23 protein-coding genes are annotated in these 25,359 nt (G+C 70.8%); 3 read left to right on the top strand and 20 right to left on the bottom strand.

Features of this window, described 5'->3' with window-relative positions; translation table 11 throughout:
• Window positions 1-18: 18 nt before the first annotated feature.
• From ACQPY0_RS50140 to ACQPY0_RS50080, 13 genes are all read right to left on the bottom strand, one after another.
• Window positions 19-915: a methyltransferase domain-containing protein gene (locus tag ACQPY0_RS50140; protein WP_432978044.1), complete on the bottom strand. Its 897-nt coding sequence runs from the start codon at window positions 913-915 to the stop codon at window positions 19-21.
• Window positions 916-936: 21 nt separating this feature from the next.
• Window positions 937-1,620, bottom strand: a complete 684-nt coding sequence (locus ACQPY0_RS50135) for a phosphatase PAP2 family protein (RefSeq protein ID WP_432978041.1) — start codon at window positions 1,618-1,620, stop codon at window positions 937-939.
• Between the two features lie 69 nt (window positions 1,621-1,689).
• Window positions 1,690-3,204: an RICIN domain-containing protein gene (locus tag ACQPY0_RS50130; RefSeq protein WP_432978038.1), complete on the bottom strand. Its 1,515-nt coding sequence runs from the start codon at window positions 3,202-3,204 to the stop codon at window positions 1,690-1,692.
• Between the two features lies 1 nt (window position 3,205).
• Complete coding sequence (locus ACQPY0_RS50125; protein WP_432978035.1) at window positions 3,206-3,838, bottom strand: PilW family protein; 633 nt, start codon at window positions 3,836-3,838, stop codon at window positions 3,206-3,208.
• Window positions 3,839-3,876: 38 nt separating this feature from the next.
• Window positions 3,877-5,583 (bottom strand): putative Ig domain-containing protein, encoded by a 1,707-nt coding sequence (locus ACQPY0_RS50120; RefSeq protein WP_432978032.1) that lies wholly within the window; start codon window positions 5,581-5,583, stop codon window positions 3,877-3,879.
• A gap of 2 nt (window positions 5,584-5,585) precedes the next feature.
• Complete coding sequence (gene pilO, locus ACQPY0_RS50115) at window positions 5,586-6,143, bottom strand: type 4a pilus biogenesis protein PilO (RefSeq protein ID WP_432978029.1); 558 nt, start codon at window positions 6,141-6,143, stop codon at window positions 5,586-5,588.
• Window positions 6,143-8,488, bottom strand: a complete 2,346-nt coding sequence (locus tag ACQPY0_RS50110; RefSeq protein ID WP_432978026.1) for a hypothetical protein — start codon at window positions 8,486-8,488, stop codon at window positions 6,143-6,145. Before ACQPY0_RS50110 ends, pilO begins: the two co-directional genes overlap by 1 nt.
• The gene (gene pilM, locus ACQPY0_RS50105) at window positions 8,485-9,507 is read right to left on the bottom strand and encodes a type IV pilus assembly protein PilM (protein WP_432978023.1); all 1,023 of its coding nucleotides are present in this window, start codon (window positions 9,505-9,507) and stop codon (window positions 8,485-8,487) included. The genes ACQPY0_RS50110 and pilM overlap by 4 nt, the downstream gene beginning before the upstream one ends.
• A gap of 51 nt (window positions 9,508-9,558) precedes the next feature.
• A complete protein-coding gene (locus tag ACQPY0_RS50100; RefSeq protein ID WP_432978020.1) occupies window positions 9,559-10,350 on the bottom strand; it encodes a prepilin peptidase in 792 nt (263 codons plus the stop codon).
• 74 nt (window positions 10,351-10,424) lie between these two features.
• Window positions 10,425-10,919: a prepilin-type N-terminal cleavage/methylation domain-containing protein gene (locus ACQPY0_RS50095; protein ID WP_432978017.1), complete on the bottom strand. Its 495-nt coding sequence runs from the start codon at window positions 10,917-10,919 to the stop codon at window positions 10,425-10,427.
• 224 nt (window positions 10,920-11,143) lie between these two features.
• A complete protein-coding gene (locus tag ACQPY0_RS50090) occupies window positions 11,144-12,376 on the bottom strand; it encodes a type II secretion system F family protein (RefSeq protein WP_432978014.1) in 1,233 nt (410 codons plus the stop codon).
• A 39-nt stretch (window positions 12,377-12,415) separates the two neighbouring features.
• On the bottom strand, window positions 12,416-13,528 hold the full coding sequence (locus tag ACQPY0_RS50085) for a type IV pilus twitching motility protein PilT (protein WP_432978011.1): 1,113 nt from the start codon (window positions 13,526-13,528) through the stop codon (window positions 12,416-12,418).
• A gap of 71 nt (window positions 13,529-13,599) precedes the next feature.
• On the bottom strand, window positions 13,600-15,267 hold the full coding sequence (locus ACQPY0_RS50080; protein ID WP_432978008.1) for a GspE/PulE family protein: 1,668 nt from the start codon (window positions 15,265-15,267) through the stop codon (window positions 13,600-13,602).
• 198 nt (window positions 15,268-15,465) lie between these two features.
• On the opposite strand from ACQPY0_RS50080, the gene ACQPY0_RS50075 reads away from it, so the two are divergent.
• Entirely contained in the window at window positions 15,466-16,896 is a 1,431-nt protein-coding gene (locus ACQPY0_RS50075; protein WP_432978005.1) for a hypothetical protein, read from the top strand.
• Window positions 16,897-16,901: 5 nt separating this feature from the next.
• On the opposite strand, the gene ACQPY0_RS50070 is transcribed toward ACQPY0_RS50075, so the two are convergent.
• Together ACQPY0_RS50070 and ACQPY0_RS50065 are read right to left on the bottom strand one after the other, a co-directional pair.
• The gene (locus ACQPY0_RS50070; protein WP_432978002.1) at window positions 16,902-17,756 is read right to left on the bottom strand and encodes an NAD-dependent epimerase/dehydratase family protein; all 855 of its coding nucleotides are present in this window, start codon (window positions 17,754-17,756) and stop codon (window positions 16,902-16,904) included.
• A gap of 6 nt (window positions 17,757-17,762) precedes the next feature.
• The gene (locus ACQPY0_RS50065) at window positions 17,763-18,347 is read right to left on the bottom strand and encodes an NADPH-dependent FMN reductase (protein ID WP_432977999.1); all 585 of its coding nucleotides are present in this window, start codon (window positions 18,345-18,347) and stop codon (window positions 17,763-17,765) included.
• Between the two features lie 52 nt (window positions 18,348-18,399).
• Between ACQPY0_RS50065 and ACQPY0_RS50060 the strand changes: the two genes are divergently transcribed.
• Window positions 18,400-18,870, top strand: coding sequence for a MarR family winged helix-turn-helix transcriptional regulator (locus ACQPY0_RS50060; protein WP_432977996.1), 471 nt, complete (start codon window positions 18,400-18,402; stop codon window positions 18,868-18,870).
• A 200-nt stretch (window positions 18,871-19,070) separates the two neighbouring features.
• Here ACQPY0_RS50060 and ACQPY0_RS50055 read toward each other — a convergent pair whose 3' ends face one another.
• The 5 genes from ACQPY0_RS50055 to ACQPY0_RS50035 form a co-directional block, all read right to left on the bottom strand.
• A complete protein-coding gene (locus tag ACQPY0_RS50055; protein WP_432977993.1) occupies window positions 19,071-21,809 on the bottom strand; it encodes a GAF domain-containing protein in 2,739 nt (912 codons plus the stop codon).
• A 667-nt stretch (window positions 21,810-22,476) separates the two neighbouring features.
• A complete protein-coding gene (locus ACQPY0_RS50050) occupies window positions 22,477-22,905 on the bottom strand; it encodes a VOC family protein (protein WP_432977990.1) in 429 nt (142 codons plus the stop codon).
• Between the two features lie 105 nt (window positions 22,906-23,010).
• Window positions 23,011-24,159 carry an LCP family protein gene (locus tag ACQPY0_RS50045; protein ID WP_432977987.1) on the bottom strand — a complete coding sequence of 383 codons (1,149 nt, stop codon included), beginning with the start codon at window positions 24,157-24,159 and terminating at the stop codon, window positions 23,011-23,013.
• A gap of 25 nt (window positions 24,160-24,184) precedes the next feature.
• Window positions 24,185-24,307 (bottom strand): hypothetical protein, encoded by a 123-nt coding sequence (locus ACQPY0_RS50040; RefSeq protein WP_432977985.1) that lies wholly within the window; start codon window positions 24,305-24,307, stop codon window positions 24,185-24,187.
• A 29-nt stretch (window positions 24,308-24,336) separates the two neighbouring features.
• A complete protein-coding gene (locus tag ACQPY0_RS50035; protein WP_432977982.1) occupies window positions 24,337-24,906 on the bottom strand; it encodes a 2OG-Fe(II) oxygenase family protein in 570 nt (189 codons plus the stop codon).
• A 206-nt stretch (window positions 24,907-25,112) separates the two neighbouring features.
• Here ACQPY0_RS50035 and ACQPY0_RS50030 point away from each other — a divergent pair, with 206 nt between their 5' ends.
• A complete protein-coding gene (locus tag ACQPY0_RS50030; protein WP_432977979.1) occupies window positions 25,113-25,358 on the top strand; it encodes a helix-turn-helix domain-containing protein in 246 nt (81 codons plus the stop codon).
• Window position 25,359: the final 1 nt, after the last annotated feature.

Raw genomic sequence — 25,359 nt, 5'->3', positions numbered from 1 at the left:
CCAGCAAGCAAGCTCGGCTCAATGCGCGTGGGCCGGCACGGAGATCCGCAAAGCGTCGGTCAGGGCGGGAATCTCGTCGCCGGGGGAGTATTCGAAGCGCACCCGCACCTCGTCGCCCGTCAGCACCTCCACCGGCTCGGCCACCGGCACGACGAGGTAGTTCATCGTCCAGTCGACGGAGCCGGCCCGGTCGTACGTCAACGCCAGCAGGTTCTTGGTGACCAGCCGGACCGCGTTGACCATCGCCGGGCGCTCGGCCACGAACGTCAGGTCCGCCGCGCACCGGGCCGGCAGCCGGTCGGTGTAGAAGAACTGCTGGAACACCTGCGGCGCCGCGACCTCCACCGTGCGCGGCTGGGCGCTCTCCGGCAGCTGGAACACCGGCGCCGGCACCGTGTACCCCATGTACGTGAAATCCTGCTCCACCGGCTGCGCCGCCTGCACGCACGCCTCCGGCAGGAACCGCGGCAGCGGCCCGCCCACATGGCGCAGATATCGGCGCTTGAAGGCGTTGAGCACCTCGATCTGCCGCTCGCGCAGCAGCCCGACGTGCAACATCTCGCACATGACGACATCGACTGGCTCGTCGGGCAGATAGTCGCGCGCATCGGCGTGCACGATGCGCACCGCATCGCCGGTCGCGGCGCGCAGGGCGTCCCGCGCGGTGGCGAACACCCGCGGCTCGCGCTCGACCGCGGTCACGGTCGCGCCCTGCCGGGCCGCGAAGTAGCTCAGCACGCCGGTGCCGGCGCCGAGGTCGAGCACGCGCATCCCCGGCCGGACCGCCTGCGCGATCGCGTCGGCGAAGGCGGTCATCCGGCGCTCGTCGGTGAGTAGCAGCGCCTGGTACTGCAGCGGGATCACGTCGGCCGGAAACCCAGTGTACTCGGCATCGAGGCGATCCATCGGCTCCATGCGCACAGGGTAGTCGTACAACTACGGATTGATGTCGGTTTTGTGTAGGTTCAGCCCGTCCCAGCCGGCGTAGCCTCGCAACGACCGCGGCCGGCGCCGGGCCCGCACGTACAGCCAGCCGACCAGGGCGACACCGGACCCGGCGAGCACGTCGAGGACGTAGTGGTGGCCGGTGACGATCACGGACCCGGCCATGAGCGCCGCCGCGCCCACCCCGGCGACGCGCACCCACACGCCCCGGGCCGCCGCGGCGATCGCCAGGCCCAGGATCACGTCCCAGCCGGCATCGAGGCTTGGCAGTGCGGCCAGCGCGGGCGAGTCGCCGAGGTCCGGCGGGGCGACCGGGAAGACCACGAAGACGAACAGCGCCGCCCCGGCGCAGAGCAGCAACGTGTCGCGGGCCCGGTAGTACAGCGCCGGATGCCGCCGGGCCAGCCAGACCAGGACCGCGGCGGCGGCGAGCCAGTGCCCCCACGTGTACAGCCACTGGCACACGCCCGTCACGAACGCGTTGTCGACGTGCGGCGCTGCGAGCCCGAGCGTGCGCTCCAGGCCGGCGACGGCCCGCGCGTTGTCCTGCGCGCGCCCGTCGGTCGCGCTCACCGCGCCGCGCACGATCAGATACGCGGCCGCCGCCCCCAGCCCGATCCCCGCCTGCCGGCCGAGGGAGACGGCGCCCCCGGGCCGTTCCCACGTGATGGTCATAGAGAGAGCCTCGTCCGGACGCGCCTCGATGCCATCCGGCGCGGGCCCTGAAATCGGCCCCTAAGGGGCCTACTTCTCGCCGATGTTCTTCAGCGGTGTCGGGTCCTCGATGTTCGCCGGCGCGTTCCACTTCTGCAGCTTGCTGCCGTCGCAGTCGGCCATCGTGAGCTTGCTGACCGTCGTACTGCCCTTGAAGATGTCGCCGGCCGGCAGCTTCGGGTCGTCGAGGTTGGCCGGGGACAGGCACCGGCCGGTGTAGTCCTTGATGACGAAGCTCGACCCGTACGTCGACTCCTGGTACGACACTGTCCACAGCGTTGACTTGTCCGTCGTGGCCGGGCAGACCTTGACGGTCACGAAGTGCGTCGACGCGCCCGGCTCGTAGGTGGTCAGGCAGTAGGTCTTGTACGTCCTGGTGTTGTCGTCGGTTTTGATCTGCCCGGTGATGCTGCCGAGGCCGGTGCCGGTGCTCGGGATCGTCCACCGCTGGTTCCAGCCCACGTTGATCGGGTTCGGCGCCTGCTTGCACGGCCACACGATGAGATATCCGAGCGTCGTGTCGAAGTTCGTCACGTCGATGCAGCGGCCGAACTGCTTGAAGTTGACCAGCTGGTACGGCGGCCCGGCCGCCCCGGCGCCGACCGACGCCTCGGGCGCGAACGTGCGGGTGTTGTCCGACCCGCCGCAGCCGATCAGCTCCACGAACGCGCCCGCCGTGCTGGCCGACTTGGCGTGGAAGCACAGGCTGCCCAGCCCCGTACCGGCGGTGTTGGTGCTCTGGAAGCTGGAGCCGTCGTTGAGGTTCCAGCGCTGGTAGTACGGGATCGTCGGGCTGCCGCACTTCTGGAACTGCACGAGCACGCCCGGGACCGGGTCGGCGCCGGAGTCCAGGCACATGCCGTCGGGGTTCTTCACGGTCTTCGACGACACCAGCTGCAGGGTGAGATTCTTGGTGTACGCGAACGTCTGCCGCGCGGCACCGGTGCTGCACGGCTGGGTGGTGACGTTGGTGCCGACGGCGGGGGAGCCGGAACCGGCGTCGAGGCAGTACGCGCCGCCTAAGAACTTCACCAGGCCGCCTTCGACGTTCTCGTTGGTGAACCGGAACACGTAGGTGGCGTTCAGCGTGCGCGAGGCCCGCGGGTCGAACGCGTCGCCGGGGTTGCCCTTCACCGTGCCCTTCGAGGTGATCACCGCGAACGACGGGACGCTGAGCAGGTGCCCGACGCACGGCAGCGCCGCCTTCGCCGCGTCCTGGTAGGTGACGGAGACGCTGTACCGCCCGGGCAGCCCGCCGCCGACCGTGCCCAGCAGCCCGGCGATGCACCGTACGTTGGCGATCGTGCCGGCCGAGGCGCGGATGCTGCCCATCGCCATGTCGATGCCGGCCTGCGCGGCGTGCACCGCCTTGGCCCGCAGCTCCGTCTCGGCGGTGTTCCTCAGCTGGGTGATGACCACCGGCACCATGAGCGTCGACAGTGACGTGCCGACGAGGGTCAGCATCATCGCCAGCGGCAGCGACCCGTCGTCGCGGCGGCGCGGCGCCAGACCCCGCAGCGCGTACCGCAGAACCGACCGCAGCATGTCAGGACCTCGCTTCCGGGCAGATCGTGTTCGCGTCCGTGCTCGCCTTGCTGTTGAGCGCGGTGAACGTGACGTCGGAGAGGGCCTCGGTGTGGCCGCGCCCCGGGTTCGACTCGACGACGAGCACGACACGCAGCCGCTGGAACGTGGTGTTCTCGGTCGACTTGAGGATCGTGAACGAACTCTTGTCAACGTTGACGTTCGAGGCCAGCACCGTCCACGTGTTGACCGGCTTCTGCCCGGTCTGCTGCGGCCACACCTGCCGCCGCAGCGTCTTGGCGTTCTTGTACAGCTCCAGCTGCGCGCACTCGGGGGTGCCGCTGGCCGTGCCGGTGTTGACGTACTCGACGAAGACGTTGCCGCTGGTGTCCGTGCGGACCGGGCCGAACCCGGCGGCGTAGCGCAGCTCCCGGTCCAGGCGCAGGAACGCGTTGGTGAGCTGCGCCTGGGTCGTGGCCACCAGCTCGCTCTTGTCGCTGGCCTGGAACAGCTGCACCACGGCGGTGGTGAAGATGGCCATGACGATCGACATGATCCCGGTGGTGACGGCGAGCTCGGCCAGCGTCACGCCCCGGTCGTCGCCGGGGCGCGCGGCCCGGCGGATGCGCTCGAGCAGTTTCTCTGGCCGACCCACACCGCACCTGTTCTCCGGCCGGCCCACACCGCACCTGCTCATGTGATGGTCCAGCGGAACGCGAAGACGGCGGTGTTCGAGGCGCCGTCGGTGGCCTTGAGGATGACCTGCCAGGTCCCCGTCGCGGTGGGCGTGCCGGTGATCGCGCCCGTGGCGCTGAGCGACAGGCCGGTCGGCAGCGTCTGTACCAGCGACCACCGCACGGTTCCGGTGCCACCGGACGACGCCGCGGTGAGCGTGGTGCCCGCCGTCGCCGACAGCGCGGTGCCCTTCGGGCTGCTGCGATCCGCATTGTCGAACGTTGGCGAGGTGATTGTCAGTCCAGTCAACGTCGTAACGTTGACCGGCACGACGGCGGAGTTGGTCACACCCTTGCTGTCGGTCACGTTGATCGTGGCGAAGAACCGGGTGGCCACGCCGGCAGTACCACTCACCACACCCGACGAGCTGATGGTCAGGCCGGTGGGCAGGTTCGAGGCGGAGAAGGTGTACGGCCCGGTGCCCCCGGCCGCCGCGACCTGCACGCTGAACGGCTGCCCCTTCGTGGGCGTGAGCGCCTTCGTCGTCACCTGCGCCTTCGTGATCCACTTGAACGTCGCCGACGCCGTCTTGCCGAACGAGTCCTTCACCCCCACCGTCACCGTCTTCACCGACTCGGCCCCCGACGCGGTCGTGGTGCCCGTGACGAGCCCGGTCGCCGCGTCGATCGACAGCCCGGACGGCAGGCCGGTCGCGCTCCACTGCATCGGGCCCGTCCCGCCGGTGAGCGGCACCTGGTAGGACACCTTCGCCCCCGCGTCCCAGGTCTGGTCCGGCGGCTGAGGTATCGCCGGCAGCGCGTTGACGACCCAGTTGAACGAGGCGTCGTTGGCGCTGGCCTGATCCTTGACGGTGATGCGTACGACGTAGGTGCCGGCGGCCGTCGGGGTGCCGGTGATGTTGCCGGAGTCGTTGGCCGTCACGCCCGGCGGCAGCCCCAGGACCGACCAGGTCAGCGGCGGGTAGGACGTGGACGCGGTCAGGTTGACCGGATTGATCGGCACGTTGAGGTCGCTGGCCTGGTTGCCCGGGTTGTCCGGCAGCGGCGGGACGATCGTGACGCTGGGGTTGAACACCGGGTCGGTGCTGGACGCCGAGACGAGCGTGTCGGTGACGTACGAGCACTTGCCGCCGGTGCCGGCACACTCGCGCGAGTCCTGCCACGTCACCGCGACCACCACGCGGAAGAACTGCAGCAGCGTCAGGTCGGCCGAGGCGACGCAGGGCAGGCTCGCCGTGTCGAGCGCCGGGGTGATCGTGCACCGGCCGACGAACCAGTACCGCTTGAAGGCCACGTCGTTGACGGTCAGCGCCTCGGGCTTGACCGGCAGCACCGGGTTCTTGCTGTCGCCGGTCGTCAGCGTCGAGTCGACCACCGGCGTCATCGACGCCTTCAGCGTGGCCAGGTCCAGGCCGGGAATCGAGGTCGTGCCGGTGTCGAACATGGCATTGACGTCGGTGGCGCCGCGCCCGACGGCCAGGCTGCTGCCGGGCAGCGACTTGACCTGCTCGATGGCGTCGCTGGCCAGCCGGATCGCCATCTGCGTGCCGCGCTGCTTGTTGATGGTGTTCATCGTCGACACGAAGAACGTGGTGAGTGCGGTCATGACCACGCCCATGACGGCGATGGAGGTGAGCGTCTCGACCAGGCTGAAACCCGCGTCGCGACGAAGACGCGGAGCGCGGGACAGACGCGGAAGCTTCATCGTCAGGCCAGCGGGGCGAAGAACGCCTGCAGGTTGATCGTCACGTTGGACTTGCCCGCGTTCGCCGCGCTGGCCGGGGCGAAGTTGACGCTGTTGATCAGCACGGCTCGCGGCTGCACCTGCTGCAGCTGGTCCAGGAACGGGTTCATCTTCTCCGTCGGGCCGGCCACGGTGAGGCTCACCGGCAGCGCGTACACCTGGAATCCCACCAGCGCCTGCAAATCCACCGCGTCGCCGACCGTGACGCCGCTGACCGTCACCCCGGCCAGGTCGCCCGCGCTCTGCAGCTCGCGCAGCAGGTCCGAGGCCCGGTCGCTGTCGGGCAGCGCGGCCTTGTCCTTGGCCAGCGCCGCGTTGAACTCGTCGATGTGCTCGTACTCCTTGGCCAGCGCCGCGAGCTCGCTGCGCTGCCGGTCCACCTTGGTCTGGGCGTTGGCCGCGTCGTCCTTGATCGTGGCGGTGTCCTGCTGCTCCGGCCGGATGAAGAACAGGAAGCCGAACGCGACGATGACGATCGCGACGAACACCCCGCCGAGCAGCCACAGCCGATCGTGCCGCATCACTTGCTCCCGCTTGGCGAGGCCGACGGCGCGGCGCTGGTGAACCGGCCGCCGAGCGCGGCCTCGGTGACGTCCATCCGGATCGTGAACGCCACGCCGTCCTCGTCGAGCGTGGCGTCGGTCGGGAACGGGTTGGCCACGCCGCTGACGGAGGTGAGCGCGTCCACGTACGCGGCCACCGCCGGCTTGTTCGGTGCCTTGCCGGTCACCGTGATAGTGCCGATCGAGCCCGCGGCGGCCTTGCCCGACACCGCGTCCCGGCTCAGCGCCGCGGTGATACCGCTGACCGTCACCTTCTTCGCCGCCGCCGTCTGCCGCAGCGCGGCGAGCACCTGAGACCAGGACAGGTCGTACTCGAGCACCTTGCGCAGCCGCTGGTCGATCTGCGCCGAGTCGGCCTTGGCCTGCGTAAGCTGGTCGTACTGCTTGTGCCGCTGCCGGGTCAGGTCCTGGCTGGTGTCCAGCACACTCTGCCGCTCGGCCTCGGCCTGGCCGTTCTCGTGCGCGGCGACGCCGTACCACCCGACGACGAGCGCCGCGACGAGCACGACGCCGGAGATGACCAGGCGGCGCACCCGGCGCACGTGCCGCGTCTCAGAGATCTCCAGCGGCAGCAGGTCCGCGGCGATGGGCAGAATCCGGAAGGTGCGCGCCGTAGCCTCGGGAAAGGCCGGATGAGGCGCGCCGTCCCAGGCCCCCCTGCGGCCCGCGGACGGTTGCGCCGCCGGCTGCTCCTGTACCACAGGTGCCTGCGCCACCACCGCCGTCTCGCCAACGGCCGACATCCGCACGGCCGATGCCTGCGCCATCGATGTCATCGCCGCCGACGCCCGCACCGCCGTCACCTGCGCAGCCGCCATCTGTGCTGACGGCGCTTGTGCTGACGGCGCTTGTGCCGCCGATGCTTGTGTAGCCGGCAGCTGTGCCGACAGCGCCTGTGCGGCCGCCGTCTGTGTCGACGGTGCCTGTGCCGCCGATGCCTGTGCGGCCGTCATTCGTGTCGATGGTGCCTGTGCCGTCGGCAAACGTGTCGCCGATGCTTGTGTAGCCGGCGTCTGTGTCGCCGGCGTCTGTGCCGCCGATGCCTGTGCGGCCGCCATCTGTGCCGCCGTCATTCGTGTCGACGGTGCCGGTGTCGTCGGTGCCTGGACGGCCCGGTACTCGGCGGTTGGCGCCGTTGGCTGCGGTGCCCAGGCCGCCGGCGCCGGTTCCACGTCCGCGGGCGGGGCGGTCACCCACGCCGCTGCGACGGGACCGGGGGCCGAGGGCTCGCCGGGAATCTCGACATAGGCGGTCCGTTCCCACGGCTCGGCCTTCGGCGGCTCGGGCGGCGGCATGGCCCATGACGGCAGGGCGTTGCGCAACTCGGCCGGGACCCCCGGGTGCAGGTGCGCCTCGAGATCGGCCGGGGGCGCGGTGAGCGGGTCGAACTCGTCCGTCGCAGTGGTCGACGGGCGGCCCGTGGCCCTGGGCCAGGCGGCCGGCTCGTCCCCGGGCAGCACGAGTTCGCCCCGGATGAACCGGGGAAACTCGCGGCGCGGCGCGGCCGCCCCGGCCGGCTCCGGCGCGCCGCTGTACGGGGCGGCCTGCTCCGGCGCGGCGGTATGGGCGGCAGCGGTCTGGTCGGAGGTATGGGCACCGGTGGTGTGGGCGGCGGCGGTCTGGGCGGTGGGGTAGGCACCGGTGGTGTGGGCGGCAGCGGTCTGAGCGGTGGTGTGGGCGCCGGTGGTATGGGCGCTGCTCGCCCGGGCGTCTGCCCACTGCGCGGCGGCGGTGGTTTGGGCGCCGGTGGTCTGGGCGGCAGCGGTTTGGGCGGCGGTGGTGTGGGCGCTTCTCGCCCGGGCGTCTGCCCACTGCGCGGCGGCGGTGGTTTGGGCGCCGGTGGTCTGGGCGGCAGCGGTTTGGGCGGCGGTGGTGTGGGCGCTTCTCGCCCGGGCGTCTGCCCACTGCGCGGCGGCGGTGGTGTGGCCGGCGGCGGTCTGGGCGGTGGTATGGGCACCGGTGCTGTGGGTGCCGGCGGTGTGGGCGCCGGTGGTGTGGGTGGCGGTCGTGTGGGTGGCGGTGGGCTGGGTGAGGTCGGTATCCGCCGGTGGCCAGGCCGGGGGTGGTCCCGGCGGCACGAACGGGATCGGCGGGCCGGGCGGCTCTCCGGCGGGACGGGGTGCGCGCGCGGCGGACTCGCGGGCCTTGCGGTCGCGTTCGACCTCGTCCAGGTGCTCGTCGGCCTCGTCCGGGTCGTCGAACGAGGGCAGTACGATGCCGGTCAGGCGCCGCTCGGGCTCCGGCCAGCCGGGCTCGTGCCGGCCAGTCTCCTGCCGCCACGCCGGCGTGTGCTCGTCGCTCACGAGGTCGACCCCAGGGTCAGGCCGACCGAGATGGCGGCGGAGGCGCGGACCTGCTCCAGGCTGCCGTGGCGCACGCGGCGCAGGCCGCGCACCCGCATCACCGGGTCGACGGCGATCACCTCGACGCCGAGCTGGTCGTGCAGGGCATCGAGCAGGCCCGGGAGCATCGAGCCGCCGCCGGACAGCGCCAGGCGGCTCACGCGGGCCTGGCGGCCGCCGGCGGTGAGGTACGCGAAGGAGCTGCCGATCTCGTTGATCAGCGGCCGTATCGACTCCCGCAGCGCCGACGCGCTGATCGGGTCGGTGTCCGGCCGCAGCCCGACGCGGCACTTGAGCTCCTCGGCCTCCTGCAGCGGCAGGTCGAGCCGGTCGGCGACGGTCTTGGTGATCTCGTTGCCGCCGCGGGGGATGGTGCGCACGATGAGCGGCTCGCCGTCGTGGTGGACCACCACGCTGGTCGCGTGGGCGCCGATGTCGACCAGCGCCTCGACCTGCTCGTCGAGGCGGGACGCGGCCCGCAGCAGCGCGAACGAGGCCAGGTCGACCCGCACCACGTGCAGCTTGGCCGCCTCGACGGCCCGGATCGCGGCCATCACCGGCTCCTTCGGCGCGGCGATGAGCAGCCCGCGTACGGTGTCGCCGGCGGGCTCCTCCAGCGGGTAGAAGTCGATGAGCGAGCGCTCCGGGGGCAGCGGCAGCGCGTCGCGGACCTGGAAGGGCAGCGCCTTGCGCATCTCCTTGGCCGGCAGGTTGGCCACCGTCGTCTCGCGCACCACGATCTGCTGGTGGGTGACGCCGAGCGCCACGTCGCGGCTGCGGAACTTGAACGTCGACCACAGCTGCTTCAGCGCCGCGGTGACGGCCGGCTCGTCCTGGACCGCACCATTGAGGACCACGCCCGGCGGCAGCAGGATGTGGCCGAAGTTGCTGATGATCGGCCCGTCCTTGCTGTTACCGGTCTCCGCCGCGCGGATGGACACCGTGCCGATGTCCAGTCCGATCAGGTTGGCTGCGGCCATCGTGCTCCTTCGAGGAAGACCGCCCGCACACCGCGACGCGGGCGGCTCGGCTTAGGCAGGGACGAGCAGGTTGGTGTACCAATCGGTGATCGGCGCCGCGGCGAACAGCGCCAGCAGCGCGCCGGCGAGCATCGACGGGCCGAACGGCAGCGCGGTCCCGCGCCGGGCGCGGCGCAGCGCGATCAGTGTGAGGCCGGCGGCGGCGCCGATGACGAACGCGCCGAGCGTGCCGACGGCGACCGAGGACCAGCCGAGCGAGCCGAGGTACAGGCCCAGGACGCCGGCGAGCTTCACGTCGCCGAAGCCCATGCCGCCCGGATACACGACGGCGAGGGCGAAGTAGAGCGCGTACAGCCCGGCCATCGCCAGCAGGGCCCGCCCGGCGGCCGCCCAGTCGTGCCCGGCGACGACCGCGGGCAGGAACAGCAGCGGGGCCACGACGTAGGCGGGCAGCACGATCGCGTTGGGCAGGCGCAGCACGTCGAGGTCGATGAGCGCGAGGGCGACCGCGATCGCCGCCAGGTACAGCCAGGCGGGCAGGTACAGCCACGACCCGGAGCGTCCGACGCGGGCGGCGACCGCCACGAACAGTACCGCGGTGCCGAGCTCGACCAGGGGGTAGCGGATGCCGATCGGGGCGGCGCAGTCGGCGCACCGGCCGCGCAGCACGAGCCAGCCCAGCACCGGGACGTTGTGCCACGGCCGCACCGGGTTCGTGCACTGTGGACAGTGCGAGGCCGGGCGCAGCAGCGACTCGCCGCGGGGGACGCGGTGGATGACGACGTTGAGGAACGAGCCGACCGCGAGCCCGAGGACGCCGACGACGACGAGCACGAACGCCACGGCCGGATCTCCTTTCGCGGTTGGTGGCGGCCCGCACCCGGTGCACAGGTGCGGGCCGCCGTCGAGACGGTGTGTTACGGGTTGGTGCTGCCGATGCAGCCGGCGAGGTCTACCTGGTTGCTGGCCTTCTTGACCGAGCCGCCGGCGGAGGAGTCGTAGACGTAGATCGTCTTGCCGTCGGAGTTCTTGCCACAGATGCGGTAGCTGGCGCCGTTATTTTTGTACGCCATCGTGTTGCCCGGCGACAGCGTGGCCGTCTGCTCGCTACCGACGGCCACGGTGGTGCCACTTTCGGTCTTGTCGAAGACGAGCTTGTCGCCGCTGCTGTTGGCGGTGGCCGGGTAGGAGTTGCCGTTCTCGGTGTAGAACTGTTCGACGGCGCTGACCGCGGCGCGTACGTCGGACTCGGCCGACTTGTTCGCCGCGCCCTTGCGGTAGTTGAGGTACATCGGCACGGCGATCGCGACGAGCACGCCGATGATGACGACGACCACGAGCAGCTCGACGAGCGTGAACCCGCCGTCTCCGGCGGCACGCTTCTTCTGCATCCTGCGCAGCGTCTGGGTCATGGGGTGAGCCTCCTGCTCCTCTGCCTGGGGGTGTCGGCGCCTGGTCCGGGTCCGTCCCGGCGAAGCCGCACGGAGCCGGACTGGGCGTAGGTGGCGAGGCTCCGGTGCCTGACGCCATGTACATCGCGGGTGTTGCGGTGGTGTTCTCAGTAACCGAACCGCCCGGTGCGCGGGCGTTGCGCGCCCCGGTGCCGTCGGGTTGCCGGTGCCGCTCGTAGCGGGCCTCAGTTGCTCTGGATGTTCTGGTAGATCGAGAACATCGGCAGGTACAGGCAGACGATCATGCCGCCGACCACGCCGCCCATGACGAGCACCATGATCGGCTCGATCGACGCGGTCAGCGCCTCTGCCGCGCTGTCGACCTCTCGGTCGTAGAAATCGGCAATCTTTTCGAGCATCTGACTGATTTGCCCGCTCTCTTCGCCGACCTCCACCATCTGTACCACCATGGGCGGGAAGATCTTGTGCTGCGCCAGCTGTGACGACATGGGGCGGCCCTCCCGCACGGCCTGCTGCAGGTCGCCCATGGCCGTGGTGATGACCGAGTTGCCGGTGGTGGCGCCGACGACGTCCAGGGCCTGCAGCACCGGCACGCCGACGCCGAGCAGGGTGCCGAGGTTGCGCGAGAACCGGCTCAGCGCGATCTTGGTGAACAGCGGGCCGAAGACCGGCAGCCTGAGCTTCACCTTGTCGAACCACAGCCGGACCGCCGGGTTGCGGGACATCAGCTGCCGCAGCGTCACGGTGATGACGATGCCGGCGACGATGAGCAGCGGCCCGAGCCAGAACAGCGTGTGGCTGGCGGTGACGATGATCCGGGTGGGCAGCGGCAGCTCGCCGCCCAGCTGCTTGAACATCTTCTCGAAGATCGGCACGATGAAGATCAGGACGGCGCTGATCATCACGGCGGTGAAGACGAGGACGATCACGGGGTACGTCAGCGCGCTCTTGATCTTTCCCCGCAGCGCCGCGTCCTTCTCGAAGTTGGTGGCGATGCGATCCAGCGCGTTGTCGAGGAAGCCGCCGGTCTCGCCGGCCCGGATCATCGCGACCATCAGCGTCGGGAAGACCTTCGGGTGCTTGCCCAGCGCGCCGGAGAGCGACATGCCGCCCTCGATGTCCAGCCGCACCTCGCCCAGCGCCTTCTTCAGCGACGGCTTCGGCGCCTGGTCCTCCAGCACCGCGAGCGAGCGCAGCAGCGACATGCCGGACTGGGTCATCGTGGCGAACTGCCGGGCGAAGACCGACAAATCCTTGAGCGTCGTGCGGTCCCCGAGGCCGGGGATGCGGATCTCGCGCTTCATCAGCGTGTCGGCGCTGGTGATCGCCAGCGGGGTGAGCCCCTGCTGGCGCAGTGCCTGGGCGGCGGCGAGCTCGTTGGCGGCCTCGATCTTGCCCTTGGTGCGCTTCCCGGCGTGGTCGATCGACTGGTAGTCGTAGGTCTTGGTGGCGACCATCGTGCGTACCTTCCCTGCTGGCGGCGAAGCCGGCGGAACCTACTGGCGCCCGGCGAGCCGGCGGAACTCCTCGGCCGAGTGCGACAGCTCCAGGGCCGTCTCGTAGGTGATGAGCTGCTGGCGGACCCGCTCGGCCAGGTGCTGGTCGAACGAGAGCATCCCGTCGTTGCCGCTGGACTGCATGAACGACGGGATCTGGTGGTTCTTGCCCTCGCGCACGAGGTTGCGGATCGCCGGGGTGGCGAACATGATCTCGGTGACGATCGTGCGGCCCTGCCCGTCGGCGCGCGGCGCGAGCGCCTGCGTGACGACGCCCTGCAGCGCGTTGGACAGCTGCGCGCGGATCTGCTGCTGCTGGTGCGGCGGGAAGATGTCGATGACCCGGTCGACGGTCTGCGCCGCGCTCTGCGTGTGCAGGGTGGCGAGCACCAGGTGGCCGGTCTCCGCCGCGGTCAGCGCCGTGGACGTGGTCTCCAGGTCGCGCAGCTCGCCGACGAGGATGATGTCGGGGTCCTGGCGCAGCGCGTGCTTGAGCGCCAGGGCGAAGGACTGGGTGTCGGCGCCGACCTCGCGCTGGTTGACCAGGCAGCGCTTGTGCTCGTGCAGGAACTCGATCGGGTCCTCGATCGTCACGATGTGCGAGGAGCGCGTGCGGTTGGCCAGGTCCAGGATCGCCGCCAGGGTCGTCGTTTTGCCCGAGCCGGTCGGCCCGGTGACCAGCACCAGGCCGCGGTGCAGGTGGGCGAAGCGGGCCACCTGCTCGGGCACGCCGAGCTGGTCCAGCGGCTTGATGGTGTGCGGGATGGCCCGGAACGCCGCGCCGAACGAGCCGCGCTGGTTGTAGAGGTTCACCCGGAAGCGCGAGACGCCCTCGATCGCGTAGGCGAAGTCGAGCTCCCGCACCTGCAGGAACTGCCGCCACTGGCTCTCGTTCGTCACCGCCGCCCGGGTCAGCATCCCGCAGTCCTCGGGGGTCAGGTCGTCGTAGCCGGGCAGGTACCGCAGCCCGCCGTTGATCCGCACGGTCGGCGGCGCGCCGACCGTCAGGTGCAGGTCCGAGCCGCCGACCCGGACCAGGGCGACGAGCATCGCGTCGAGGGAGGCCCGCTCGTCGCTGGTGGCGATGCGGGCGGGTGCGGCCTGCGTGGTCACGGGCGCTCCTTGCGGTACCGAAGAAAAGACCTCATGCCCCGCATCGGCGCCGCCGCGGCCGAACTGAGGATTCAGACCGCGACGCGGACGACCTCCGGGATCGACGTCTGCCCCTCGGCGGCCTTCGCCAGGCCGTCGACGCGCAGGTCGAGCAGGCCCTCGCGGTAGGCGACCGCCTGGATCTCGTGCGACGACGCGCGGTCGATCGCGAGCTTCTCGATGTCCGGCGAGACCGGCATGACCTCGTGCAGCGCGATGCGGCCGCGGTAGCCGGTGTTGGCGCACGAGCGGCAGCCGACCGGCCGCCACAGCGTCTCGGGAGTGCCGAGCAGGTCGTAGGGCCAGCGGGCGCCGATCAGCTCGGCCTCGGCCGGCGGGTACTGCGTCTTGCACCAGTCGCACAGCCGCCGCGCCAGGCGCTGGGCGAGCACGCAGTCGACGGAGGAGCCGACCAGGAACGGCTCGATGCCCATCTCCACCAGGCGGGTCACAGCGCTCGGGGCGTCGTTGGTGTGCAGCGTGGAGAGCACCAGGTGACCGGTGAGCGCGGCCTCGACCGCCAGCTGCGCGGTCGTGCGGTCGCGGACCTCGCCGATGAGTACCACGTCCGGGTCCGAGCGCAGGATCGCCGGCAGCACGGCGGCGAAGGTCAGGCCGGCCTTGATGTCGACCTGCACCTGGTTGACGCCCGGCAGCCGGTACTCGACCGGGTCCTCGACCGTGATGATGTTGACGGTCGGCTTGCTGATCTCGGCCAATGTCGCGTACAACGTGGTCGACTTGCCCGACCCGGTCGGGCCGGTGACGAGCAGCATGCCGTGCGGCTTGCTGAACGACGTGGCGAAGCGCTCGTAGTTGCTCGCGCTGAACCCCAGCTTGGCCAGCTTGAGGTCCATGCCGCTGGTGTCGAGCACCCGCAGCACGATCTTCTCGCCCCACACCGTCGGCAGCGTCGCCGTGCGCAGGTCGACCACGCGCTGGTTGATCTCGACGGTGATCCGCCCGTTCTGCGGCACCCGGCGCTCGGTGATGTCGACGTTCGACATGATCTTCAGCCGCGAGATCAGCGCGGACTGCACGTGCTTGGGCACCGTGTCGACCTCGTGCAGGACGCCGTCGATGCGGTACCGCACCCGCATGTTGTGCTCGCCGGGCTCCAGGTGCAGGTCCGAGGCGCGGTTGACGATGGCCTGCTCCAGCAGCGAGTTGACGTATCGCACGATCGGCGCGTCCTCGTTGACCGTCGTGAGGTTCGACACCGCCGGGGCGTCCGTCCCCAGCCCCTCCGCGATCTCCCCGAGGTCGTTCTCCTCGCGCTTGAGCCGGTCGATGATCTTGCGCAGCTCGGAGCGCGCGACGACGACCGGCCGCACGATGAGCCCGGTCGCGGCGCGCACGTCGTCCAGCGCGACCACGTCACCCGGGTCGGTGATGCCGACGGTGATCTCGTGGTCGGTGAGGGCGATGCCGAGCACCCGGTGCTTGAGGATGAGCGCCATCGGGATCTTGGCGACCGCGGCCGGATCGACCTTGTACCCGACCAGGTCAAGGGTGGCGATGCCGTACGCGTCGGCCGACGCCTCGGTCAGCTGCTCCTCGGTGACGATGTGGTCGTTGATGAGCACGGCGCGGATGGACCGGCCGGTGCGCTCGGCCTCCTCGGCCGCGCGGTCGACCGCGAAAGCGTCCGCCCCGCGTTGCTTCAGCGCGTCCAGTAACGGCCTGAACGTCTGGTACATCTCACCCCCGCCTCACCGCAGGACTCATCGGCTCCGATGCGGGTGACTTTCGGGTTTCACCCCGGCCGCATGGCCCGCATTCGTTGACGGGGTCTCGCGGCATCGTGAGGATGCTTCGCTGTGTCGGTTGCCGTTGTGGAAGAACCCAGAAGCGGATTGCCCGGCAATATCAGCATTTGGCGGGCGCGGTGGCTGCTGATGAGATATGGCGGCCGCGCCCCCGGCGAGCCCTCGTATCCGGGCGTGCCGGCCGCGGCCCAGGCCGAGCTGCTCGCACTGGTCGCCGAGGTCGCGGCGCGGGTGGGTGTGGCCCGGCCGGACGCGGTGCTGCTGACCGGGTACGGCACGATCCGCTCCTGGGCCAGCCGGCGCCGCCGGCTGCTGCTGGTGGGGCTGCCGTTACTGCAGTGCCTGACGGTGGACGAGGTGCGCGCGCTGGTCGCGCACGAGCTGGCGATCGTCGACCATCGCCTGGCCCACCTGGTCGTGCGGTTGCGGGCCCTGCACGAGGAGGCCGTCGACCCGTTGTCGACGGCGCCCCATCACCCGCCGGCCACGCCGCTGGTCAGACCGCGCGAGCCGTTCGGCGAGGGGCCCGTGGAGCCGTTCGACGCGGCGGCCCCGGGCGAGGCGTTCGCCGAGGGGCCCGACGAGGCGTTCCCCGCCGGGCCGAACGAGGCGTCCGCCGGGGCGTGGTCGATGCTCTCGGCTCAGGTCGGCCGGGTGTTCTCGCCCCGCGCGGCCGGCCCGCGGGCGGCGAGGACCCGCGCGGAGTCCATCGCCCGGGCCACCCGCGACTTCGCCGAGGCCCTGGAACGCAAGGCGGACCAGGCCGCGAGCAGCGCCTCGGGCCTGCACACCGCGGCCCGGGCGGTGGCCAAGGCCGACCTGGCGGCGTTCGAGTTCGCCGACCTGGCCTTCGACGTCGAGGAGCAGGTCTGGCAACGTACCAGCGCGGGCGTCCAGGACCTGCACGCGGGCTGGCACGAGGCCGTCCGGGCCGGCGCCGTCGTCGCCGCGCTGGACGACGCCACCCGGACCGCCCTGATGGCCCGCCACCCGAGCCTGGCCGGCGCGATCTCTTCCCTGGAGCCGGCCCACGTGGCGCTGCGCGCGGCCGACTCGGTCCCGCTGGTCCCGCTCCCGCCCGACGTGGAGCGCGAGCTGGCCCGGCACGTCCTCAAGCGCGACAGCGGCCAGTGGGTCACCTTCGCCACGGTGCCCTCCGCCGAGCCGGGCTGGCCGGGTTGGCTGGACCGCCAGGCCAGGGCGGTGACGGATCAGGTGGCGACGCTGCTGCGCCGGACGCCGATCGGCCCGGCGGAGGTGGTCGAGGTCCTGCTGACCCGCCTTCCCGAGCTGGTGGCCGCGAACTGGCCGGCCCACCCCGAGCCGCCCGCCGAGCCGGAGGAGCTCGACGGCACGCCCTCGGTCGTGGTCGTGGCCGAGTCGGCGCTGACCGCGCAGGGCTGGCGCCGCGTCCACCCGGCCGCCGCGGGCGTGCTGATGAGCCCGGACGGCGAGCAGCAGAACCTCAACCTGCTGGCCCGCGCGGCCCTGGACTCCCCGGCCGCGCTGGCGATCCTCCTGGAGCTGCTGTCCCGCCCCGGCCCGGCCGAGGCCGCATGAGCGGCCTAGTGCTCCACGTGGTCACGCCACGAGTGGGCGGGCGCGTAGCCCAGCACCGCGCGGGCGCGGTCGATCGACAGCAGGGTCTCGAACTCGCCCAGCTCGCGCCGGATCGGCACGTCCGGGAACACCTCGGCCATCAGGGCGGCCGAGGAGCGGTTCATGATGGTGTCGGCGGCCGCGATGACGTACGACGTCGCGCCCGTCACGGGGGCGGACAGCGCCAGGCGGCAGGCCGCCGCCACGTCGCGGGCGTCGACGTAGCCCCACAGGTTCCACTTGCGCGCGTGCGGGTCCGCCCAGTAGCCGGGCACCGCCGCGTAGTCCGCCGGAGCGTGCACATTGGACAGTCGCAGGCCCACGAACGGGATGCCGCTCCAGCCCGAGATCTCCCGGGCCAGCGTCTCGCCCACGACCTTGGACAGGGCGTAGGTCGTGGTCGGGTACGGGAAGTGGTCCTCGTCGACGGGGGCGTACACCGGCGGCGTGTCGAACGGCAGCCCCAGCGTCGTCTCGCTGGAGGACCACACCACCCGGGTCAGCCCCGCGGCCCGCGCGGCGAGGAAGACGTTGGCGTTCATCGCGGTGTTGCGGTTGAACGTCACCGCCGGCGGATACATGCCGGGGGCAGGGATATTGGCCAGGTGTACCACGGCCGCGGCGTCCTGCAGCACCTCGAACGCCTGGCCGTAGTCGGTCAGGTCGGCGACGAGCAGCGGGACGCCGAGCACGGGGACGCTCAGGTGACCGGCCGGGCCCACGGCGTCGGTGGCGACCACCTCGTGGCCGTGGGCCAGCAGGTCGGCCACGACGACGCGGCCGGTCTTGCCATTGGCTCCGGTGACAACGATCTTCGACACGAGGTCCTACTTTACGGCCCGCAGATTGGCGAACGCCGGGGCGAGCCGGGCCAGCTCGTCGAGCACGGCCTTGGCCGAGGCGTCCAGGGCGGCGTCGCCGGCGAACGTCTTCTCCGGCGTGACGTGCATGCGGGTCGGCACCGCAACCTGCGCGTTGATCGCCATCATGCCCAGCATGCTCAGCACCGGACGCAGCGCGACCACCGCGCGGGTGCCGGCCGAGAGCCCGCCGTAGCTCACGAACGCCGCGGGCTTGTCCCGCCACTCCTGGGAGAGGAAGTCGATGGCGTTCTTCAGTGGGGCGGTGAAGCTGTGGTTGTACTCCGGCATCACGAACACCACCGCGTCGGCCGCGTCGATCGTCGCGCTCCAGTCCAGCGTGTGCTGCTTGGTGTAGCGGCGCTGCGCCGGGTGGTTCGGCTCGTCGAGCAGGGGCAGGTTCAGCTCCGCGAGGTCGCTGACGTGCACGTCGAAGCCGTTGTGCTGCTCGGCCTGGCCGATGAACCAGTCGGCGATGAGGCGGCCGACCCGGCCGGGCCGGGTGCTGGCGACGATGACCTCGAGGCGCGGGCGGAGCGCGGTGGTTGACATGTCACGATCCTGACATTTGGTTAGGTGACACGTCAACGATTACGATTGAGACGTGGAAGACACCACCCCGCCGCGCTGGCTCGAGGAGGACGAGTTCCGCGCCTGGATCGGCTATCGCCGGATGAAGGCGCTGCTCGACCTCGCCCTGGCCCGCCAGCTGGCCGCGGACCAGGGCCTGTCGGAGCCCGACTACGACGTGCTGACGAGCCTGTCCGCAGCACCCGACCGGCGCATCCGGCTCAGCGAGATGGCCGAGCGGATGCTGTGGTCCAAGAGCCGGCTGTCGCACCACGTGACCCGCATGCAACAGCGCGGCCTGGTGACCCGCAAGGAGTGCGACTCCGACGGCCGCGGCGCGTTCATCGTGCTCACCGACGAGGGCATGGCGACGCTGGTGGCCGCCGCGCCCGGCCACGTCGCCGCGGTCCGCGAGCACCTCATCGACGTGATGACGCCGCAGGAGATCCGCGTCCTGGGCGACGTGACCGAGCGAATCGTCGAGAAACTGAGAAAGAACCTTTAGCGCCGATTCTCGCGTCGGGGTCCGATGGGGGCTGAGGTCATGGCCGCGGGTGTGGCGGTGTCCCGATCGTGTTGGCTGGCCGGCAAGTCGGCCGCTGTTGCGAGCATGACGTTCGGCCACCAGGCGGTCGGCGTCCTGCGCACGGTTCGGTGCTCAGTCGCCGGCGCGGCAGGTACGGTCGATGCCGGGGGCAAACGAGCTTATGCGCGGCAAAGGGGAAGCGTGGCCTGTAGGCGGGTGCCTTGGCCGGTGGGGCTGTCGACGGTCATCATTCCGCCCAGTGCCTCGACCCGGTCGGTGAGTCCTATGAGGCCGGAGCCATGGTCCAGGTCGGCGCCGCCGACGCCGTCGTCGTGTACGGACAGGTGCAGGCAATCGTTGCTGAGTATCGCGCTGACGCAGATCAGCGAGGCGCGGGCGTGCTTGGCGGCGTTCGCGAGGGCCTCGGTCACGACGTAGTACGCCGCGACCTCGACGGGTTCGGGGAGGCGGGTCTGCAGGTGCAGGTCGAGTTCCACCGGTACTGCGGAGCGGCGGGCCAGTGCCTTGAGCGCCGGCCGCAGGCCGCCCTCGGTCAGGATCGCCGGGTGGAGGCCGCGGGAGATCTTCCGCACGTCGTTGACCGTGCCGGTCAGCCCGGCGACGACGGCGGACAGTTGTCGTCGCAGTTCGGCCATCTCTGGTGGGACGTCGGCTTCGGCGCGGCGTACGGCCATCCCGAGTGAGATGAGTCGCTGCTGGACGCCGTCGTGCAGGTCGCGCTCGATCCGCCGGCGGGCCTCGTCGGCGGCGAGCACGACCCGGGCCCGCGAGGCGATCAGGTCGGCGTGGGCCTGGGCGTTGGCGATGGCGGTGCCGATCAGGTCGGTGTACTCGGCGAGGCGGGCTTCGGCGTCGGGGGGAGGCGGCTCGCAGCGCGTCGAGACAGCCGTGGCGGCTCCCCAGAGGAGGCCCCCGACGTGGATGGGAGCTGCGACCGCCGAGCGCACGCCGTGCTCACGCACATAGGCGGCAAGCGAGCCGGGAGCCCCCTCGTAGTCTTCCACCCGGGCCGAGCGGCCAGTGCGCAATACCTGCCCCGTGGCAATACGGCCTTCCAGCGAGAGATTCGTGCCGACCGGGAGATTCAAGCCGGGCCCGCCCCAGGCCGCGGCTACAGTCCCGGTGCCGTCGGCCTCGAACCGGTAGATGCGGGCCGTGTCAGTGCCAATGAGTCGCGCCACCTGCTCGGCGACCGCTGCCATGACTTCGCTCGGTGGGACACCGCGCGCGACAAGGGTGGCGACGCTGCGCAGTGCGGTTTGTGTCTTGACGAGTTGCTGTTCACGGGCGTAGCGGCGAGCGTTGTCCAGACACGGCGCCGTGCGGGTGACGAGTTCCTCGGCGAGAACCGCGTCGTCGTCCTCGTAGGGGGCTGGTTGCTGGCGGCGGTAGAAGCTGGTCACGCCCAACGTGACCCCGCCGGCGCGCAGGGGGGTGGCCATGAGTGAGTGGATTCCCTCAGCGAGCAGACGCTCGGCGCCTTCGGGGTCTTGCGCCTGCCGGCCCGCAGCGCTGTGCAGATCGGCCTCGAGCACCGTCCGCCCGCTGGCCAGGCACCGCGCCTGCGGGGTGGAGGGCACAAAGTTGACCTGGTGACCGACCGGGTAGATGCTCAGGCCGTTGTGGATGCCGTGCAAAGCGACGCGGTGCATCGTGGTGTCCGCCTCTGCCGGTTCTTCACCGCGCAACACCGGCTCCAACAGGTCCACCGCGGCGACGTCGGCGAGATCGGGCACAGCCGCGCGGGCCAGTTCTTCGGCGGTTCGGCTCACCTCGAGGGTGGTTCCGATGTGCATACCGGCCTCGTACAACAGGTTCAGGCGTCGCCGGGCCGCCACCGCGAGACGGCCAACTCCCTGTTGCCCGATAGCGAGCAGCGACGTGTCGGTAGCAAACCGCCTCACCCGGGGCGCGGCCTCGGAGCGTTGCGGGTGGCTGTTGGAAGGTTCTGCTACGGCCATGGCGCTGGTCATGAGGCGACAGGGCGGCCCCCCGGTGGGGAAGGCGACCTCGACGGCCAGTCCGCCTATCGCGGAGTGCGTCTCCACCGCCGTGCACAGCAGTAGGGCAGTCTGACCATGCGGGAGGGATACCTCGACGACCCTCGGACGGCCCGCTGCGATCAGTTCAGCGGCCTTTTCATACAAGATCCGCCGAGCATCGCGCCCGATCACGCTGCTGGGCACGGCATCGAGGCCGAGCCGAAAATTCGCGTAGCGATCCGGTGTCCGCATCTGGGGCTCGATCTGCCGGTATGCCGTGAGCAAGGCCCGTTCCCGCTCGTTCACCTGCTCCAGCATTCGACGTTCGACGGCGTGACGAGCTTGGCACACTGCGGTTTCCACCGCGGGATTCGCTTCGGCGAGATTGCGGACGATGGTGAGCACGCCTTCGATGCGGCCGCTGAGGGGGTCGCGGACGGGCGCGGATACGCAGGCGATCGACTGGTAGAGCTCAGCAAAGTGCTCGGCGCCCAGGAGACGGGCGGATCGTCGTTCCGCGAGCGCCAGGGCTACGCTGGTTGTGCCGACAACGTGCTCAGCGACGCAGAACCCGGGGCGATGCTGGTCAGTGACCATAGACGCCTCGCCGGCGCGATACGCCATTATTCTCGCCTGGTTGTCGGTCAGGCATACGCACGTCCAGGTTCCGGCGATCCTGGATGCCAGCCGGTCGAGTACGGGGTCGGCGGCACGGACCAGGCGGGTGTCCACCTCAAGATCTGGATCGTAGGCAGGGGAGCACCGGTCGGGGCTCACGTTCAGCAACTGGCTGCGTTGCCACGAACTCAGGATCGCGTTTTGCGGGCCTCCCGCTACCGGTGCCAGTTCGCCGGTCAGGAACTGTTCTCGCAGTCGAGCGCTGTCACGCTGTGTAAGGTCGTCCGGTACTTTCACGATCAGATCACTCCCTCATCGGGAGTCGCACCAACTTCGGCCGCGCCCCATAGCACCCTATCCCACGCCCTGTCAATGATCTACGGGTCCGGCTCTGACCTGATCTGTTTCAGGGCATCATCACGCTGGACGGACACGCCGCGCGGGCCTGGCTCGCCCGGTGTTCGAAGGCCTGTTCCTGGCCGCCTTCAGGTTCTTCACCGCGGTCGGTCAGGTCCCTGCGGGCGGCTGGGCGACGCGCTCGGGCGCCGGACGCTGTTCGTCCTCGGACTCGTGTTGTCCGCCTTGGGGCCCGCTCGGCTCGGCCCACCGCATCCAGCATCTGGTGGGCCGTCATCGTGCGGGCTCTGCAGAGGGCGGGCGCTGGACTGATCAGCGCCCAGGTGCTCGGGATCATCCAGGACCAGTTCACCGGTCTGCGGCGGGTGCGCGCGCTGGCCGCCTGCACCGCTGCCGGGGCGGCCGCGGCGGTGGCCGGGCCGCTCGGCGCCGCATTCGTCCTCGCGGTGGTCCCGGGCAGCCTCGCCTGGCGCGGGTGTGCTGGCCCTGAACCTGCCATTCGTCCTCGCCACGCTCCTGCTCACGATCCGGTTCATTCCCGACCGGTCGTGCGCATCGAAGCGCTCGGACCTCGACCTGGCGGCGATCACCCCGGTCCCCGGCTCAGTTAGTCCAGGCAGAACTCGTTGCCCTCGGGGTCGGCCAGCACGATGTGCCCGGCGGACAACGGCGGCCCGGGCTCGTGGCGCGCCAGCCGGGTCGCGCCGAGCGCCGTGAGCCGGGTGGCCTCGGCCTCCAGGGCCTCCATCCGCGCCTGTCCCTGCAGCCCGGGCGCGGCCCGCACGTCGAGGTGCACGCGGTTCTTGACCTGCTTGCCCTCCGGCACCCGCTGGAAGAAGACCCGCGGCCCGGACGGCGCGACGATTGCCGAGCGGCTGTCGCGCTCCTGCTCCGGCACACCGAACGCGTCCAGCGCCTGCTCCCATGACGCGAACCCGGCGGGCGGCCCCTGCACCTCGTAGCCGAGGGCCTCGGCCCAGAACGCGGCCAGCTTGGCGGGGTCGGCGCAGTCGAACGTGATCTGGACTTCTCTCATGGGCCCAGTCTGCGGCAAATTACGGACAGGTACGGTCCGCTATCTGAAAACACCGGAGCTGCGCGAGGCCGCGGCGAGCCCGGCCCGGCGCCTCGGCGAGCCGGCTCAGGAGTGACTGACCAGGTCGACGTGGGAGGCCAGGAAGGACTCGACGGTGCCGCCGCGGACCGCCTCCAGCAGCGCCAGCGTCGTGTCGTCGAGCGCCTCGGCGCCGGGTTGCTCGGAGGACTCGTGGAACGTGCCGTTGTTGGTCTTCAACGTCAACACGTCGTCACTGCCGATGCCCTTCATGGCGAAAATCCAGTCCTGCAAGTCAATGCCGCCGGAGTCGATCGTCATCGACTGCCCGACAACGTCGAGGACCTGCTTGAGCTTGCCGGGATCGGTCAACGTGTCCCGGCTGGCGATGCCGCGCAGCAGCGCCTTGATGAACTGCTGCTGATGGCGCTGGCGGTCGTAGTCGCTGTTGGGCAGCGTGTCGCGCTGGCGCACGTAGTCCAGCGCCTCCCACGGCTCCAGATGCTGCCAGCCGACGTGGTACGTCTGCGGGGTGACCCCGGCCACGGGGATCAGGTCGGTGCCGCCGGAGGCGTTGAAGCGCTGGATGTAGGGGACCTTGGTCTCACCCTTGGCGTTGTGCCCGATGTGCACGGAGCGGGTCTCCTGGTCGACGTACATGTCCACCCCGCCCAGCACCTCGACCATCTTCGTGAAGCCGGCGAAGTCGACGATCGCGGCGGCGTCGAAGGTCAGGCCCCAGTTCTCCCGGAGCGTGTCGGCGAGCAGGGTCACGCCGTGCTTGCGCTGGTCCCGGCCGGTCAGCCGGAGCCCGCCCTCGGCGAAGGCCGCGTTGATCTTGTCGTGGCCGCCGGAGTAGCGGGCCTTACCGTTGTCGAACGGCGGGATCCGCACCCACGTGTCGCGGGGGATCGAGATGAGGTACGCCGAGCGATGGTCGGCGGGAATGTGCACGACGATGATCGAGTCCGACCGGACCGCGTCGGTGGGGTTCTGGTCCGGCCGGGTGTCGGTGCCGACGAGCAGAATGGTCTTCGCCCCGCTGATCGTCACGTGCCGGCCCTGCTGCTTGGCCGCCGGCACGATGAGCTCGTCCTGCCGGACGCTGCCGGTGACGTATCCGACCAGCATGTCCTGGGCCACGAAGGCGCCCCCGGCCAGCATCATCATGACCGCCCCGCTCACGATGAAGGTGCGTGCCCACCTCGGGTCGTGGCGGCGCCGGCGGACGAACACGTCTCGGGGCCTCCTGTCATGGTCGTCAGCCCACGGCGATCACGCCGATCACGCTGAACAGCACGAGCACCGCCAGGAAGAGCAGCATGCCCTGCTCGCTGTCGAGCTTGGTGAGCTTGCGGGTGGTGGTGGGCGTCGGGGTCGTCATCGTCGTGCCTCCGTTGCGTGGTGTGACTCCTACGCTAGGAAGACCGCGACCAGGATTGCTCCCGTCATCGTGCCAGGGCCGTTTGTTGCCTCTGAGGGTTCTACGATTCGGCCCCGCCGGGGGTGACGGGTTGCGTCTGGGCGATCAGTTCCGCAAAGACTTTGCCCACCTTCGCCACCAGATAATCGCCGTACGTACCGTTGAACGCCCGAAGGTCCTGCCCGTCCCATCGCCGGGGCGCCCGCGGCGGTGCGGCCCGGCAGCGGCGGCACCTCGGCAGCGAAGTCCGGGCCGAAGAAGAACGGGAACGACAGGCGCTCGTTGCCGCTGACGTTGCGCACGCGGTGGGGCGTGGAGCGATACCAGCCGCCGGCCAGCCTGTCGAGCATGTCGCCGATATTGCACACGAACGTGCCCGGGATCGGCGCAGCGTCGATCCATGCCTCCTCGGCCTCCTCGCCGCCGGGGACCCGCACCCGCGGGCCGCCGTTGTCGTCCTGCAGCAGCAGGGTCAGCAGGCCGTAGCCGGTGTGCTCGCCGGTGCCCCGGTTGCTCGCCCCCGGCGGGCTCGGCGGGTAGTGGAAGATCCCGAACAGCACGGTCGGGTTGGCGGTGTACCCGGACGCGAAGTACTCCTGCGCAGGACGGCCTGGGCGGTGCCGGTGAGCGCGTCGAGGTACGCGAGAACGATCTTCCGCAGCTGCGGCACCCGCCGCGGGAACAGGTTAGCCCCGGGAAGAAGCCGTACCGGGAGAGGTGTCAACCGGGGTTGACGCGGCTCTGAGTGTCAACTAATGTTGACGGCATGACCGAGGCGAACGACCTCGCGGCTGCGGCCGCCAGCCCCGACCCGCGCATCGGCCTGCGGGCCGCCGTCGCGCTGCGCCGGCTCGCCGACGCCCTGGAGGTGCTCCAGGTCGACAACGCGCGCCTGCAGGGCTGGTCGTGGCAGGAGATCGCCGACGCGCTGGACGTGACGCGGCAGGCGGTCCACAAGAAGCACGCCGGGCGGACCCCGGCGCCGATGCCGACGCAGGAGGGGGAGCACTGAC

The organism is Dactylosporangium sp. CA-233914 (genome assembly GCF_050942935.1).
Classification (GTDB): domain Bacteria; phylum Actinomycetota; class Actinomycetes; order Mycobacteriales; family Micromonosporaceae; genus Dactylosporangium.
Note: the sequence above shows the minus strand (reverse complement) of the source record. Positions and strands in the feature narration are given on the sequence as shown.